Origin of the sequence: Dyella nitratireducens (assembly GCF_014642835.1) — a bacterium.
Classification (GTDB): Bacteria; Pseudomonadota; Gammaproteobacteria; order Xanthomonadales; family Rhodanobacteraceae; genus Dyella_B; species Dyella_B nitratireducens.
The window spans coordinates 470320-486219 of the sequence record NZ_BMJA01000002.1 but is presented as its reverse complement, the minus strand read 5'-3'; the positions used below and the strand labels follow the sequence as shown (position 1 = coordinate 486219).

Below are 15900 nucleotides of genomic sequence, written 5' to 3'. Positions count from 1 at the left end.
CGGAACCTCTCGCGAGGTTGCTTCACCCCACCCCAACCCTCCCCTACTACACGTAGGGGAGGGGGCGATCCGGCAAGCTAAAAGTTTCCCGGACAGCAGTGCGCGAAAGCGGGAATGACGGCCATGAAGCATTTCGCCAAACGGATGTTCCTGGCTAGGGAGCCATTACAGTGCACCACTAAACGTATCGCACGACCGAATATCCCCACTCTGCAACCCAGTTTTGAACCACTTCACCCGCTGCTCCGAGGTGCCGTGTGTAAACGAATCCGGCACCACCGTGCCTCGCGCCTCGCGCTGCAAGGTGTCATCGCCGATCTGACTGGCCGCATTGAGGGCAGATTCCACATCGCCTGGTTGCAGCCACTGCAAGCGCTGCTGCGTGCGATTGGCCCACACGCCAGCGAAACAATCGGCCTGCAGTTCCTGCCGTACGGAAAGACCGGTAGCGCCTTGCATCGTTGCGCCTTGGCGTTGCATCTGGGTGGTCTTGGCGAAGATGCCCAGCTGGTTCTGCACGTGATGGCCTACTTCGTGCGCAATCACGTAGGCGCGCGCGAAATCGCCGCTGGAATGAAACCGTGTTTCCAGTTCACGGAAGAAGTCCAGATCCAGGTAAACCTTCTGATCTGCAGGGCAGTAGAACGGCCCCACAGCCGTCGACGCCGCACCACATGCGGTGTTCACACCGCCACTGAACAGATCCAGCTTGGGATCGACATACGTGCGTCCCATGCCCGCAAAAATATCGCCCCAGGTTTTCTCGGTAGAACCCAGCACGCGGCGTACGAACTCCATCTGCTGCGGATCCACCTGCGCCGGCTGACTGTTGGGTACGGCGGTGCTCGGTTGCCCGCCGCCTTGACTAAGCAGCGCGAGTGGATTCTTGAAAAAAATCCAGCCCAGCAACGCCAGGATCAGCAGACCACCGATCCCCAGTCGTCCACCACCGAATCCACCAAACCCGCGACCGCCACCGCCCTGGTCGACTTCGACATTCTGACTTTCTTCGCCCTTCTGCCAGTCCATAATGCCTCCCTCACAGGCTGCGCCATGCAGCCATCAGTCACCCCCACAGCATGGCACCAAACCGCTACAGTGGCGCTTCTTTCCCCTAGATATGCGCCTTATGACTCAGAACCTACCCGCCTTGGTCACCTTGCTGACGGTCCTTCTACAATTCGGCACGATGTGGGCGGTAGGTCATGCGCGAGGCAAGTACGGCATCGAAGCCCCTGCCGTCAGCGGCCACCCCGCCTTCGAACGGGCCTACCGCGTGCAGATGAATACGTTGGAGAGCACGGTGATGTTTCTGCCGACATTATGGTTGGCGGCACATTACGGCTATGTGTTCTGGGGTGGCATCGCCGGACTGGTGTGGGTCATCGGGCGCGTGTGGTATGCCATGGCTTACCTGGGTAACGCTAGCAAGCGTGGCCCGGGCTACATGGTGAGCATGGTGGGTTGGGCGGCAGCACTGGTGATGGGTGTACTGGGCCTGGGGCGTGCACTGCTGGCCGGCTGACACGCGTATCGATGACAACGCCGACGCTCAAGCCGGCCCCACCGGCCGTACCGCAGCCTCCATCCAATCCCCCCGGTGTGCTTCACGCGCTCGGCTTGGTGCTGCTGTATTTCCTGTTGCAGGTTGGTGCTGGCGTACTGATGGGCCTGGCTGTTGGCGTGCTGGAAAAAATACGTCATCCACAGCTCTCGTTCGCCGGCGTGCACAAGCATGTGATGAACGTGCTGCGACACGTGGACAGCAGCGCCATGCTGATGATCGTTGCGCTGCCGCTGATTGCACTGCTCTTGTTCTGGCTGGTGCGCCGCCAGTGGCCGCAGCTGTGGTTGCAAGCCGAACCACCCGGCTTCGGTTTCAACACGCCGGCAAATTCGCGCTGGTATGTCACGGCCCTGCTGGTCGGCGTGGTGATGCCGCCCGTGGGTGCACTGCTCACGCAGCTGCTGGCACATGGCCACGAAGTGACGCAGAACGTGCAAGAACTCACCCAGCACGCGTCGGATCATCTGCGTTTGCCGTTGGCCATCGTGGCGGTAACGGTAGGACCGATGATTGAAGAGCTGATGTTTCGCGGTGTGCTGCTTTCCGCACTGATGCGTCGGATGTCTACCGCGCTGTCCGTCGCCCTATGTGCGGCGCTGTTCAGTCTGGTACATCTGTCTGGCCTGGATTTTCAGTGGTACGCGCTACCTAACCTGATGCTGTTCGCGGTGGCCTTATGCTGGCTGCGTTTGAAATCCGGATCACTATGGCCGGCGATTCTGGCGCATGGGTTGTACAACCTGTTTGCGCTAGTGGCGTTATTTGCGGCGGCGTGACTTTCAATCGCAGCCTCCATGGCCGGGTTACAGGTTGAAGCTCAAACAGACAAACCAAAACCTCGCAACAACCTGGCCGTCTCAAACACCGGCAGCCCCATCACTCCCGAATAACTCCCTTCCAGGTATTGGATCAACGTAGCCCCCTTGCCCTGGATCGCATACGCCCCCGCCTTGCCGAATGGCTCACCTGTCGCCACGTAGGCAGCAATGTCAGCTTCATCCAACTCTGCAAAACGTACGCGCGAGATGCACACATCGCCGTGCTCCCGCTTGGCCGACATCACACACACCGCCGACATCACGTCGTGTGTGCGGCCGGAAAGGGCCTGCAGCATTTGTACGGCATCGTCGGCATCTTTCGGTTTGCCGAAAATTCGATCACCCAAGACCACTTCCGTATCCGAGGCGAGCACCAGCGCATGGGCTTGCGTCTCACGATTCAGCGACTCCCATCCCGCTTGAGCCTTGTCGCGAGCTACGCGTTGCACGTAATCCACTGGCAATTCTTCCGGAAACGGCACCTCGACCACGTTCACGTCAAGAATGGAAAAGCTAACGCCGAGCTGCCCGAGCAACTCGCGTCGGCGCGGGGATTGCGAAGCCAGATAAAGCACGATGTTCTCCCTTTGCTCACCTGTGCGCACAGCGTGCAGCGATGCGTGCGCGTCTACCTCAACGGCAGACCATAATCGCAAAATTCATGATCGCGTTGCCACCCGAGCGATTCATAAAGTGCTTGTGCGGGCGTATTGTCCTGCGCTGTCTGCAGCCACAAGCGGGCTGCACCAAGCGCGCGCGCATGATCGGCCGCTGCGCGGAGCAAGGCGCTCGCTACGCCATATCTACGCGCAAGCGGTGCCACGAATAGATCATTCAACAGATAAACGCGTACTGTGCGTACGGATGAAAACAACGGATACAGCTGCACGAAACCAAGACCTTCGCCCTGCTCATCGCTCGCCAGGAGAATCACCGATTCAAGGTGCGCAAAACGCTCCGCAAGAAAAGCGCGCGAACCTGCCGGATCGGCAGCTTGCCGATAAAACTGCCGGTAACCGTCGAACAACGGTACGAGCATGTCGAGATCGTGGATGCTCGCCAGCCGAACCTGAAAGCGCATGACAACTCCCATGACAATGCAGTGACGCCACCGCCTTCATGCGCGATGGTACGGATGCCCTGCCAGCAAAGTGGTCGCGCGATAAAGCTGCTCCACCAGCACCAGCCGCACCAGCATATGGGGGAGGGTAAGCGGTCCCAATGACCACTTTTGATCGGCGCGGGCTAACACTTCCGCCGCGTGGCCGTCAGGGCCACCGATAAGAAAAGCCAGGTCACGCCCCGCCATGCGCCATTTCGCCAGTTGTTCGGCCAATTCCTCGCTGGACCACGTTTTGCCGCGGCCATCGAGCGCAATCACATGGATGTCGCGCGGCAGCGCATTGAGGATGGCGGCGCCTTCATCTTGCATCGCACGCGCATCGTCCCGGCCTTTGCCGCGCACGCCGGGCTTCAGTTCGATCAATTCGAGGGGCAAATCGTGGGAGAGCCGTTTACGGTATTCGGCAAACCCTTCTGCAACCCATGCGGGCATGCGTTCGCCGATGGCGATCAGGCGGGCGCGCATGCCGGTTTTTCTCTCAGCCTGTCGCTAAGGCAGCTTCGCCCTCGGCGTCGCGGTCACCCACGGTCCACAGGCGCTCCAGGCCGTAGAACTCGCGAATGCGCGGCAGCATCACGTGCACGATGACGTCGCCCAGGTCCACCAGCACCCACTCGGCTTCCTGTTCGCCTTCGACACCCAGCGGCATCACGCCCGCCTGCTTGGCGAACTTGACGACTTCGTCGGCGATAGATTTCACGTGGCGTGCCGAGGTGCCGGAAGCAATCACGAGCAGGTCGGCGATAGAGGTTTTGCCGCGTACATCAATTTCTCGGATGTCCTTGGCCTTGAGGTCTTCAAGGGCGGCGATGACGGTCTTGCGCAGGGCGGCCGTGTTGACGGCCTTGGTATGACGAATGGTGGTCAAGAGTTAGGGCCTCTTAGGCGTTTCGGCAGCGCAGGATCGCGCGAGTACAGTATATCCGCCCTGCCATGACGGGACGTCAAGCGCTCTGTGGTCGGCCAGACTGACAAGCACCCCAGAGGCCGTCTCGCGAACATCTGGGATGATGATGTCGGACGCCAGTTCGAACCCGCGTGGCGTAGCGCAAAAACCGACTTTCGCCGCCTGGATCACACCACTGGAATGATTCTCTGCCGGTTCACAGCATCCAGACAAACCATTTACAGGGCGCCCTTCATATCTATGCGCCCCAAGAAGCGAATTCGGTATGGGGCTGGGATTGGATACTCAGACGTCCACCGCTGCGTCCGCTACACATAGCACTCCGCATGGGCAACGGAAGGCGGATACGGGACATCTTTTCTCGATTGAAAACGCCATCGATCGCGCGGCGCAAAGCCTGATGAACGCACAGCAGCCGGACGGCCACTGGGTTTACGAGCTGGAAACCGACGCCAGCGGCACCGCCGAATACGTCATGCTTACGCATTACCTGGGCGAAGCGCCCAAGCTCGAACTGCATCAAAAGATCGCGCGTTATCTTCACCGCAGGCAACTCGCGGACGGCGGCTGGCCGCTGTATACCGGTGGTCCAATCAACATAAGCAGCAGCGCCAAAGCCTATTACGCGCTCAAGATCATGGGCGAGGCTGAAGACAGCGAGCCCATGCAGCGCGCCCGGCGCGCCATTCTCTCGCATGGAGGCGCCGAGGCATCGAACGTGTTCACACGCACGCTGCTCGCCTTGCATGGCATCGTTCCGTGGCGGGCTGTGCCGATGATGCCCGTGGAGATCATGCAATTGCCGGCATGGTTTCCGTTGCATTTGTGGAAAATGTCGCCGGTTGCGCGCTCCTTCCTGGTGCCGCTGCTTGTCGTGAATGCCAAACGACCTCAAGCCAGAAACGCATACAAGGTCGGGATCGACGAACTGTTCAATGTCGCGCCGTCCAGCTTGCATTTGCTGCCACGCACACCGCACCAAAGCGCCGGGCTGTTTGCGCTTTTTCGTAGCCTCGATGCCATGCTCAGGGCAATGGAACATCTATTTCCAAAGCACAACCGACAGCGCGCCATCGACAGCGCGGTGGCTTTCGTCGGCGAACGGCTGGATGGCGAAGAAGGACTAGGGGGCATTTTTGCCGCCGCAGCCATGGTGGTCATGATGTACGACGCGCTGGGTTACCCACGAAATCATCCTTTGCCTGCGATGGCGCGCCAGGCGGTGGAGCATTTCCTGGCCATAGGTGATCGCGAGGCGTATTGCCAGGCTTCCCGATCGCCGGTATGGGATACGGCATTCATCGCGCATGCCCTGCTTGAAGCAGGCACGCCCGTCGCCCAGGCGGCAGCCATGCGCGGACTTGACTGGTTGCGTCAGCACCAGATTCTGGACGTACGTGGCGATTGGGCAACATGCCGACCGAACGTACGACCCGGCGGCTGGGCGTTTCAATACGCCAATGTCCATTACCCCGATGTCGACGATACCGCCACCGTCGCCGCGGCGATGGACCGCGCGGACAAGTCCACCCACGGCGAAGCCTATCGGGAAGCCGTGGTACGCAGCCTGGAATGGATCATGGGCATGCAATGCCATAACGGGGGCTGGGGTGCCTTCGAGGCAGAAAACACACACAGCTATCTGGATAGCATCCCGTTCTCCGATCACGGCGCCATGACCGACCCACCTACGGCAGATGTATCGTCCCGGTGCTTATCTCTGCTCTCCCAGCTTGGCCAATTACCGGCCAACAGCAAGCCCGCTAATCGCGCAATCGATTACCTGTGGCGGAAACAACAACCCAATGGAAACTGGTATGGCCGCTGGGGCGTCAATTACATCTACGGCACCTGGCTAGCCCTTTGCGCCTTGAACGCCGCCGGTGTGGCGCATGACAGCCCACGCTTGCAACGGGCAGTGCAATGGCTGATAGCCACCCAGAACGAGGACGGGGGTTGGGGCGAGAGCTGCGCCAGCTACGAGTACGACTCTCGCCATTTTGCGCAGGCCTCGAGCACGGCGTCACAAACGGCCTGGGCATTGCTTGGACTGATGGCCGCAGGCCAAGTCAGCCATCCCGCCGTTGCCAGCGGCATTTCCTATCTATTGGCTACACAGGGCCAGGACGATCTATGGGAGGACGCGTCCGTCACCGGCACCGGCATTCCGCGCGTCATTTATCTGCGCTATCACGGCTACCCTAAATTTTTCCCGTTATGGGCGCTTGCCCGCTACCGAAACCTGCGACGCGACGGTGTCACGCGTGTCGCCATGGGCATGTAACCATCGAACAGGGAAACAAGCGTTGCTACCGCTGAGAAAACCCTTTCAATAACAACCGCCCGCCCATCGCGGCATTCGCGCCAACCACAATCGCCACCGCCACCGCGTGCATCATCAGATCCGAGGCCGTGGCATCGAAGTTATGACAGATTTCCAGCAAGCTCGCCGAGGCTGCTGCACTAGCCAGCCCCACCAGCACGGCGGTAAGGACCGGACGCAACGGGCAAGCGCGCCGAATCAGCCAGATCATCAGGCCGGACAGCGGAATCGAAAAACTGATGATGAAGATCAGGCAGTCGTTCGCACCACGCAGATCCATCACCGGCATGCCCGGTATGTGGGCACGCAGGCAGCCCATGCCGCTGGCGCCGATCCAGAGCAAGGCACTGGGCACCGGCAACCAGGCCCATTTGAGGGAGCGTCCGGGTACCGCCAGCACGAACGACGCAAGCGCCGCGGTGATCGCCGTGATCACGCCACCGCACGCCGCCACGCCCAGATCGGGCGCCGCATCCCAGCGATGCAACATGGTGCTGCAGCCATAACGCATGAGCAGCACCGCGGCAATGGCCGACACCACCAGCAGCCAGCCGAGCGCACGCCGCCACGGCGGCAGCAGACGCCGCACGGGCGTCAGCTCCGCGCCAAGCGCGTCGATCAAGGCTTCATGGCGTGCTGCGTCGGACATTGCGTTCAGGAGTCTCCATTCAGACGATCGCGCAGCGTTTTCAAAGCGCGATGCAAGTTGACTTTCAACGCGCCGGTATTGCGCCCTGTGCGTTCGGCAGCCTCGGCCAGCGAGTGCTCCTTCAGACCCAGTTGTTCCACCGCCTCGCGCTGTCCAGGCGACAGGGTTTTGATCGCTTTGCGCAGGCGCTGCGCCTCCTGCACGCGCTCGGCACCGGCGCTGGCGTCATCGCGGTCAGCATGCATGTCGAAGGCAAATTCGTCGTGCACTTCGCGCTGCTCGCGGCGCCCATGGCTGCGCAGCACATCGATGGCGCGGCGTGCAGCAATGGCCGACAGCCATGCATCGTAGGAACGCATGGGATCGAAGGTATGCCGCACGCGATGCACGGTCAGCAGGGTTTCCTGCACCACGTCATCCAGCGTATCTACCGCTACGCCCTGCCTTCTCGCCACCGCGCGGATCAGCGCCACCGAATCGTTCAGCACGCGCGTGTAGGCGCGCTGGTCGCCCGCTTGCGCGGCGGCCATCCATGCGGACCGTTGCTGGTCAGCCTGTTCGCTGGCACTTGGGGTGTCGGTGGGCACGGCCTTGTCGCTAATCAGCCTCCTCGGCGAAGGCTGGCGTAGTAGGACCCATGGGCCGTCAAAGGTCAAGGATGAGGTAGCGGGCATGGCCTGCAAGCATGTGGGGTTACATGAGGTGATTCGAACGTCATAACGCTTTGGTTACCTGCCTACGAGGATGTAACCCACAAACCTGCGCAACGAATACCCTGTCAGAACAAGACACGCGAGCCCATCATGCTTCTGCTGATCCTTGCCTTCTTCGGCGGCATCGTCACCATCCTCAGTCCCTGCATCTTGCCGGTGCTGCCGTTCGTGTTCGCACGTGCGGATCGCCCCTTCGCGCGCAACGGTTTACCGATGCTGATCGCCATGGCCGTCACGTTTGCGTTGGTCGCCACCTTGGCGGCAGTGGGTGGCGGCTGGGCCGTGCATGCGAATCAATATGGGCGCTACATCGCATTGGCGGTGCTCGCCGTGCTTGGCTTGACCTTGTTGCTGCCACATTTTGCCGAGTGGATCAGCCGCCCGTTCGTCACGCTCGGCAATCGGCTGACCGAAAAAGCAGATGCCAAGCAGGATTCACCGTGGTCTGCCGCGGGGCTGGGCGTCGCCACTGGCTTGCTGTGGGCGCCGTGTGCCGGGCCCATTCTCGGCTTGCTGCTGACCGGCGCGGCGTTGCAAGGCGCCAGCGTGGAAACAACGCTCTTGCTGCTTACTTACGCTGCCGGCGCGGCCGTGTCGCTCGCGTTAGCCTTGCTTGTTGGCGGTCGCGTGTTCGCGCTGATGAAGCGCTCGCTCGGAGCCGGCGAATGGCTGCGCCGTGCCTTGGGCGCGCTGGTGTTGGCCGGTGTGGCGGTCATCGCTTTGGGCGCCGATACGGGTGTGCTGACGCGTGTTTCGCTGGCCAGCACGGGAGGTATCGAGCAGAAGTTGATCGACGCCGTAAGCCCGGCCCCGGTGCAAGCCGCACCCGCACCCAAGGCAGGTCAGTCACTCCCGGTGGAAGGCGAACTGCCTTCGCTATCCGGCGCCACGCAGTGGTTCAACAGCGCGCCACTCTCGCCCGAAACCTTGCGCGGCAAGGTGGTGCTGGTCGATTTCTGGACGTATTCCTGCATCAACTGCATCCGCTCGCTGCCATACGTGAATGCGTGGGCGCAGAAATACCGCGATCACGGGCTGGTGGTGATCGGCGTGCATTCGCCGGAATTCGCCTTCGAGAAAGATCCCGCCAACGTTGCCAAGGCGATCAAGGATTTCCACATCACCTATCCGGTGGCGATGGATAACGACTACGCGATCTGGAAAGGCTTCAACAACGAATATTGGCCGGCACATTACTTTGTCGATGCGCATGGGCAGATCCGTGCGCATCATTTCGGCGAAGGTGATTACACCGGCAGCGAAGACATGATCCGCCGCCTGCTGAGCGACGCGGGCTACAAGAATCTGCCGGGCGGCTACGTGCAACCGGGTGCCTCCGGTGCGGAAGCAGCAGGTTCGGGCGACATGTATCGCTCACCGGAAACCTACGTGGGCTATGCGCGCAGCGAAGGTTTTGCCGGCGGCCAGATTGCGCACGGCGACAGCTGGCACTACCGCGCACCGGATACGCTCACTGCCAATCAATGGGCTTTGAATGGCACGTGGACAGTGCAAGCCCAGCAAGCCACGCTCGACAAACCGAATGGCAGCGTCGTCTATCGCTTCCGCGGCCGCGATCTGCACCTGGTGCTCGGCCCCGGCGAAAACGGCAAGCCGATCCGTTTCCGGGTCACGCTCGACGGCAAAGCACCGGGCGACGATCACGGCACGGACATCGACGCCGATGGCAACGGCGTCATCAACGGACAGCGTCTGTATCAGCTCGTACGCCAAGCGCATGGCACCGGCGAGCGCGTGTTCGAAATCACCTTTCTCGATCCGGGCGTACACGTCTACGCGTTCACGTTCGGCTGAATCCCTCACAGGAGACTGGCATGACATCCGCATTCGACGACAAGGCGATGGATCGCCGGCGATTCCTGTTCGCCTTGTTTGGAGGTGGCGCCGCGGTGGCACTTGGCGCCGTGACAGCCGCACGCTTGATGGGTCGCAAAGGAGGTAACGCTATGGCAGCAGCAACACCGATGGCAGCCGCTCCGCTTCAAGTGCTGCAGCTCGAATGTTTTGCAGATGAGGACGGCCGCGATCTCGGCCTGTGCGATGTACGCAAGCTCGTGCTGACCGATGCGCAATGGCAGCAACGTCTTTCTCCCGCTGCCTTCAATGTGCTCCGCCGTGCCGGTACGGAAATGGCCTTCAGCGGCCCGCACGAAAAGCCGAACCACAAAGGCATGTATCGCTGCGCCGGTTGTGACACGGCATTGTTCAATGCCAACACGCAATTTGATTCCGGCACCGGTTGGCCGAGTTTCTGGCAGCCGATTGCCAAGCGCAACGTGATCGAGATCCGCGATACCAGCTATGGCATGGAACGCATCGCAGTGAGCTGCGCGGGCTGCGACGGCCACCTTGGACACGTGTTCGATGATGGTCCGCAGCCGACCGGGTTGCGTTATTGCATGAATTCGGTGGCAATGCGGTTTGTGGCGTTTGCGGGTTGAAGCTTGCTGACCACAGTCCCTCTCCCTTTCGAGGAGAGGGCTGAAGTAAGAAGCGAATCCCGCGTGATGGTTAACTCAGCGTCATGCGTAGGTTGGGGTGTAAACCCCAACATCACGGTGCTGATCGATATGGCAATGTTGGGGTTTGCACCCCAACCTACGGAGCTCGATACGGCGCCAACAGCGCCGCATCATCGAACAACCCCGCTGGCAGCAGGTATCGCGGATCACGTCCCGCCGCCAGCAACTCGCGAATGCGCGTGGCAGACACTTCCAGCGGCGTCACCGCCAACTCGATCACCTTCCCCGCCGCCTGAGAACGGATCACCTCAGGATCATCCGTACGCCGCGCCGCCACCGCACGCTCGACTTCCGCCGGAACGCATGCATCAATGCCGGGGCGATTAATCACGCCGATATGCGTGACGTTGAACAACTCACGCCAGCGATGCCAGCTACGCAAGCCTGCAAACGCATCCGCACCAAGCAGTAACACCAGCGGCCGTTCACCGGCTTCACGGCGCAGTTCTTCCAACGTGTCGTAGGTGTAGGACGGACCACTGCGCTCCAGCTCGCGCGTGTCGAGCGTAAGGCGCGACTGACCGCGCAAAGCAGCACGCAGCATTTCCACGCGCTGCGTCGCGCTGGCTGTCGGTGCCGGGCGATGCGGCGGCACGTTGGCTGGCATCAGTCGCACTTCCGCATCGAGCAGTTCGGAAGCTTCCCAGGCGACGCTGAGATGGCCGATGTGGATCGGATCGAAGGTGCCGCCAAAGAGGGCCAGCGGTTTCATGCTTGTGTCTCGCTTATATCAACGCTTGCGCAGCACGCGGCTCGGCCATCGCAGCAATCAGTCGCTGCGTTTCCAACCAGGCGTCACCGCCCTCGCGTCCTTTGGCCATGCGATCGATGCGCGCCGCCCGCGCCAGGCATTGCATCCAATGCTCGCGCGGCGCACGGCGCAACGCCTTGCGGAACAGTTGCTCGCGCGCTGGCCATAGACGTTCCGCGCGCGCCTGCGCACCGAAGTCGTGTGCATTGGCCAGACGCAGCGCCAACTGCAACTGATTCACCAGCCAGCCCATCAACGCGATCAACTCGTCGCCTTCCGCATGCAAGCCATCGAGGATGCGCAACGCACGCGCACCTTCACCGCCCAGCGCGGCATCCGTCAACTTGAAAACGTCATAGCGGGCACTGTCGGCGACGAGGCTTTCCATCTCCGCCGCATCGATCTTGCCTTGCCCATGCAGCATCACCAGCTTGTCGATTTCCTGCGCGGCGGCAAGCAGATTGCCTTCCACGCGTTCGGCCAGCAGGGCCACCGCATCGGACGTGGCGGTAAGGCCACGCGAAGCGAGGCGTGCGCCGATCCATGCCTCCCACTCGTTCGGGCGCGGTGCGTTGAAGATCACCACACTGCCGGCGCTGTCGATCTGTTTGGTCCACGCGCCTTCGTGCTTGTTGCTCCATTCCACGGCAGTGATCAGCAGACTCACATCCGGTGGCGGATTGCGACAGAACTCGGTGATGGCCTTGGCACCTTCCACGCCAGGGCGGCCGGTGGGCAAGCGCAGATCGAGCAGGCGGCGTGTCGCAAACAGCGACATGCCCGCTGCCGAACGCGCCAGATCGTCCCAATCGAAATGCGCGCCCACATCGAGTACCTGACGCTCGCTATAACCGAGCTTGCGCGCCTGTGCACGCAAGGCATCGGCGGCTTCCAGCACCAGCAATTCCTCGCCGGCCAGCAGATAGACGGGACTGAGGTGATCCGCAGCCAGCGCCTTCTGCCACTGGATGTGATTGAGCGGCATATCGGAGCCTGCTTAATCGCCGATCGGTGTCGGCATGTATTCCGGCGGTTTCTGCGTGGTGCTTGCGTTGGCCGGCAACGGACCGACGGCTTTCGCGGCCGCCGTTTCGCCGTTCTTCGCAATCGCCTGCAGTCGGAACAGCACGGCCTGGATGGCGTCGTCGGTCAGACTGCCCTGGATCTGTTCCATCTGCGATTGCGTACCCACCGGCTGGCTGGCGTCGTAGCTGAATTCACGTTGCAGATCGATGGTTTGATCCGGCGCGATGACCTTGCCGTTGGGATCCGTCGCCGTGAACACCACGTGGAAGCGCACCGCAAATTCCGTCACCTGCGCGGCGCCGTTGATGGTGAGCGATTGCACCGTGAAGTTCTGCGCCGGCACGTGCAATTCGGCAATGCCAGGGCCGGGCTTGTCTTCCAGCGTGACGTTGGAGGCGAGCAAGGCGCGCGCCAGCTTGCGCTGGAAATCGCCGCCGCCGCCGACCGTCAAGTGCAGGCGTTGCATGCCCTGGGGCAAGGCCGCGCTGCCACGCAGGTGGAAACCGCATCCCGCAAGTGCGAGCACGGGCAGCAGCAGCACGATCAGTTTCAGCATGCGGTTCATGAACTCATCCTGCGACGATGTTGACGATCTTGCCAGGCACCACGATCACCTTGCGCACCGTTTGCCCTTCCAGAAAGGCTGCCACATTGGAATGCGCGCGCGCCAGCGCTTCGGCTTCTTCCTTCGGCGCGTTGGCGGCCACCTCAATGGTGCCGCGCAGCTTGCCGTTCACCTGAACGGCCAGGGTCAGCGAATCGCGCACCAGCGCGGCGGGGTCGACCTTCGGCCACGGCTGGTCATCCAGCACGGCCTGCGGATGGCCCAATGCCTGCCACAAGGTGTGGCTGACATGCGGCACGACCGGGTTGAGCAGCAGCACCATGGCTTCCAGCGCCTCGTGGCGCACAGCACGGCCCTGTTCGCTCTGGTCGGTGAACTTGCCGAGCGCGTTGAGCAGTTCCATCAGCGCGGCAATGGCGGTGTTGAAGGCATGGCGGCGGCCGAAGTCGTCGCTGACCTTCTGGATGGCTTCGTGCAACTGGCGGCGCAGCGCTTTCTGGCCGACATCCAGCTTGGAGGGATCGACTTCCGGATGATCCGGCTGACCGACGTGCGTGATCACCTCGCGCCAGAAGCGGCGCAGGAAGCGCGCCATGCCTTCCACGCCGGCCTCGCTCCATTCCAGCGACTGCTCCGGCGGCGCGGCGAACATGGAGAACAGGCGCACGGTGTCGGCGCCGAATTTCTCCACCATCACCTGTGGATCGACGCCGTTGTTCTTGGACTTGGACATCTTCTCGGTGCCGCCGATCAGCACCGCCTTGCCGTCGGCTTTCAGCACCGCACCGATCACGCGCGCTTTTTCATCGCGCTGGATTTCCACGTCGGCGGGGTTGATCCAGTCCTTCGAACCATTCGCATTTTCGCGATAAAAGGTTTCCGCAATCACCATGCCCTGGCACAGCAGATTGGTCGCCGGCTCGTCCGACTTCACCAGCCCCGCATCGCGCATCAGCTTGTGATAGAAGCGGAAGTACAGCAGATGCAGGATCGCGTGCTCGATACCGCCGATGTATTGGTCTACCGGCAACCAGTAGTTGGCGCGTTCATCCACCAGGCCATTTGCGCCGGGGCTGGTGTAGCGCGCGTAATACCAGCTCGATTCCATGAAGGTATCGAAGGTGTCGGTTTCGCGCTCCGCCGCGCCACCACACTGCGGACAGGTGGTTTTGCGCCACTCGGGGTCGGCCTTGATCGGCGACTGCACGCCGGAGAACGCCACATCTTCCGGCAGCACGACCGGCAACTGGTCTTCCGGCACCGGCAACGCACCGCACTTGGCGCAGTAGATCACCGGAATCGGGCAGCCCCAATAGCGCTGGCGGCTTACGCCCCAATCACGCAGACGCCAGTTGACACGGCGATGGCCCTTGCCGGCCGCTTCCAGTTTGCCGGCGATGAAGTCGAAAGCGTCGTGGTAATTCTTGCCGTCCATGTCACCGGAGTTGATCACGCGCATATCGGCGCGCGTCTTGTCCGAGTACCACTCTTTCCAGTGCTGCGGATCGTAGGCGGCATCATCGCCGCTCACCGCAACCACCTGCTTGATCGGCAAGTTGTATTTGTGCGCGAACTCGAAATCACGTTCGTCGTGACCGGGCACGGCCATCACCGCGCCGGTGCCATAACCCATCAGCACGAAGTTGGCCACCCACACCGGCACCTTATCGCCGGTGACCGGATGGATCGCGAACAGGCCGGTGGCCATGCCGCGCTTTTCCTGCGTTTCCAGTTCGGCCTCGGACACGCCGCCATGGCGCAATTCATCAAGGAATGCAGCCAATGGCGCATTGGTGCCAGCAGCCTTCTGCGCCAGCGGATGCTCGCCGGCGATCGAGACGAAGGTGACGCCCATCAAGGTATCGGGACGCGTGGTGAACACCGTCAGCGGTTCCACCTCGCCTTCCACCGCGAAGTGGATGTCCACACCTTCGCTGCGGCCGATCCAGTTGCGCTGCATGGTCTTCACCGCATCCGGCCAACCAGGCAGGGTGTCCAGGCCGTCTAGCAGTTCCTGCGCGTAGTCGGTGATCTTCAGGAACCACTGCGGAATCTCGCGCTTTTCCACCAGCGCGCCGGAGCGCCAGCCGCGGCCGTCGATCACCTGCTCATTGGCCAGCACGGTGTGGTCGACCGGGTCCCAGTTCACCACTGCGTTCTTGCGGTAGGCCAAACCTTTCTGCATCAGCCGGGTGAACATCAGCTGTTCCCAGCGGTAGTAGTCCGGCCGGCAGGTGGCAAACTCGCGCGACCAGTCGATGGCGTAGCCCAGCGACTTGAGCTGGTCGCGCATGTGGTCGATGTTCTTGTATGTCCACGTAGCCGGCGCGGTGTTGTTCTTGATCGCCGCATTTTCCGCCGGCAGGCCGAATGCATCCCAGCCCATCGGCTGCAGCACGTTCTTGCCGTTCATGCGCTGGTAGCGGCTGATCACGTCGCCGATGGTGTAGTTGCGCACATGCCCCATGTGCAACGCGCCGGAGGGGTACGGCAGCATGGCCAGGCAGTAGAACTTCGGGCGGGAGGGATCCTCCTTCACCTCGTACGCGCGCTGCGCGGTCCAATACTGCTGCGCAGCGGCTTCCACCGCTTGCGGGCTGTAGTCGTTGGGTGAACCCTGGTCTTGGTTGTCCTGCATGATCCGGCGCCGTTGATGCGTATTCGGCAGCGCAGGCGTCCATCGCCCATGCGCTGCGTGGGACCCGGCAGACTAGCAGAAATGAGGCCTGGCTTGGGTCTGCGGGTCAAGGATTTACGCCCCCCTTCCCTTGACTGCCCGCCTGCTTCCCTTTTGGCTTTTTCCTGAGTTGGCGCAAATGCCTGGCAATGACCTTGGCTGTATGGAATAGCTCTACAGACCAGACCAGCTTTAAACACAAGGCTTTCACTTCGCGGCGATTAGACCCGATCGCTGC

16 protein-coding genes are annotated in these 15900 nt (G+C 61.7%); 5 read left to right on the top strand and 11 right to left on the bottom strand.

What is annotated here, in order from left to right; genetic code table 11:
- Positions 1-165: 165 nt before the first annotated feature.
- Positions 166-1029: a KPN_02809 family neutral zinc metallopeptidase gene (ypfJ, locus tag IEX75_RS13150; protein WP_188794751.1), complete on the bottom strand. Its 864-nt coding sequence runs from the start codon at positions 1027-1029 to the stop codon at positions 166-168.
- Positions 1030-1129: 100 nt separating this feature from the next.
- On the opposite strand from ypfJ, the gene IEX75_RS13145 reads away from it, so the two are divergent.
- Together IEX75_RS13145 and IEX75_RS13140 are read left to right on the top strand one after the other, a co-directional pair.
- Positions 1130-1525: an MAPEG family protein gene (locus IEX75_RS13145; protein WP_188794750.1), complete on the top strand. Its 396-nt coding sequence runs from the start codon at positions 1130-1132 to the stop codon at positions 1523-1525.
- A gap of 11 nt (positions 1526-1536) precedes the next feature.
- Complete coding sequence (locus IEX75_RS13140; protein WP_188794749.1) at positions 1537-2343, top strand: CPBP family intramembrane glutamic endopeptidase; 807 nt, start codon at positions 1537-1539, stop codon at positions 2341-2343.
- Between the two features lie 41 nt (positions 2344-2384).
- On the opposite strand, the gene IEX75_RS13135 is transcribed toward IEX75_RS13140, so the two are convergent.
- Genes IEX75_RS13135 through rsfS form a run of 4 tightly spaced genes read right to left on the bottom strand, consistent with a single transcriptional unit; the run spans position 2385 to position 4376 of the window.
- Positions 2385-2960 (bottom strand): Maf family protein, encoded by a 576-nt coding sequence (locus IEX75_RS13135; protein ID WP_188794748.1) that lies wholly within the window; start codon positions 2958-2960, stop codon positions 2385-2387.
- A gap of 53 nt (positions 2961-3013) precedes the next feature.
- Positions 3014-3466 (bottom strand): GNAT family N-acetyltransferase, encoded by a 453-nt coding sequence (locus IEX75_RS13130; RefSeq protein ID WP_188794747.1) that lies wholly within the window; start codon positions 3464-3466, stop codon positions 3014-3016.
- Positions 3467-3502: 36 nt separating this feature from the next.
- Positions 3503-3973 (bottom strand): 23S rRNA (pseudouridine(1915)-N(3))-methyltransferase RlmH, encoded by a 471-nt coding sequence (gene rlmH, locus IEX75_RS13125; protein ID WP_188794746.1) that lies wholly within the window; start codon positions 3971-3973, stop codon positions 3503-3505.
- Positions 3974-3986: 13 nt separating this feature from the next.
- On the bottom strand, positions 3987-4376 hold the full coding sequence (rsfS, locus tag IEX75_RS13120; protein ID WP_188794745.1) for a ribosome silencing factor: 390 nt from the start codon (positions 4374-4376) through the stop codon (positions 3987-3989).
- Between the two features lie 316 nt (positions 4377-4692).
- Here rsfS and shc point away from each other — a divergent pair, with 316 nt between their 5' ends.
- Complete coding sequence (gene shc, locus IEX75_RS13115) at positions 4693-6699, top strand: squalene--hopene cyclase (protein ID WP_229720816.1); 2007 nt, start codon at positions 4693-4695, stop codon at positions 6697-6699.
- Between the two features lie 25 nt (positions 6700-6724).
- Here the strand turns inward: shc and IEX75_RS13110 are convergent, their stop codons facing one another.
- Together IEX75_RS13110 and IEX75_RS13105 are read right to left on the bottom strand one after the other, a co-directional pair.
- Positions 6725-7387 carry an NrsF family protein gene (locus tag IEX75_RS13110; RefSeq protein ID WP_188794743.1) on the bottom strand — a complete coding sequence of 221 codons (663 nt, stop codon included), beginning with the start codon at positions 7385-7387 and terminating at the stop codon, positions 6725-6727.
- Between the two features lie 5 nt (positions 7388-7392).
- Positions 7393-7974, bottom strand: coding sequence for an RNA polymerase sigma factor (locus tag IEX75_RS13105; protein ID WP_308422137.1), 582 nt, complete (start codon positions 7972-7974; stop codon positions 7393-7395).
- Positions 7975-8190: 216 nt separating this feature from the next.
- Between IEX75_RS13105 and IEX75_RS13100 the strand changes: the two genes are divergently transcribed.
- Positions 8191-9915 carry a cytochrome c biogenesis protein DipZ gene (locus tag IEX75_RS13100; RefSeq protein ID WP_188794742.1) on the top strand — a complete coding sequence of 575 codons (1725 nt, stop codon included), beginning with the start codon at positions 8191-8193 and terminating at the stop codon, positions 9913-9915.
- Positions 9916-9935: 20 nt separating this feature from the next.
- Positions 9936-10562, top strand: a complete 627-nt coding sequence (msrB, locus tag IEX75_RS13095) for a peptide-methionine (R)-S-oxide reductase MsrB (protein WP_188794741.1) — start codon at positions 9936-9938, stop codon at positions 10560-10562.
- Between the two features lie 157 nt (positions 10563-10719).
- Here the strand turns inward: msrB and nadD are convergent, their stop codons facing one another.
- The 4 genes from nadD to leuS are packed head-to-tail and all read right to left on the bottom strand — an operon-like array spanning position 10720 to position 15623.
- The gene (gene nadD, locus IEX75_RS13090) at positions 10720-11355 is read right to left on the bottom strand and encodes a nicotinate-nucleotide adenylyltransferase (protein WP_188794740.1); all 636 of its coding nucleotides are present in this window, start codon (positions 11353-11355) and stop codon (positions 10720-10722) included.
- Between the two features lie 13 nt (positions 11356-11368).
- The gene (holA, locus tag IEX75_RS13085; protein ID WP_188794739.1) at positions 11369-12379 is read right to left on the bottom strand and encodes a DNA polymerase III subunit delta; all 1011 of its coding nucleotides are present in this window, start codon (positions 12377-12379) and stop codon (positions 11369-11371) included.
- A 12-nt stretch (positions 12380-12391) separates the two neighbouring features.
- Positions 12392-12985, bottom strand: coding sequence for an LPS-assembly lipoprotein LptE (locus IEX75_RS13080; RefSeq protein WP_188794738.1), 594 nt, complete (start codon positions 12983-12985; stop codon positions 12392-12394).
- Positions 12986-12989: 4 nt separating this feature from the next.
- Complete coding sequence (gene leuS, locus IEX75_RS13075) at positions 12990-15623, bottom strand: leucine--tRNA ligase (protein ID WP_188794737.1); 2634 nt, start codon at positions 15621-15623, stop codon at positions 12990-12992.
- Positions 15624-15900 lie beyond the last annotated feature (277 nt).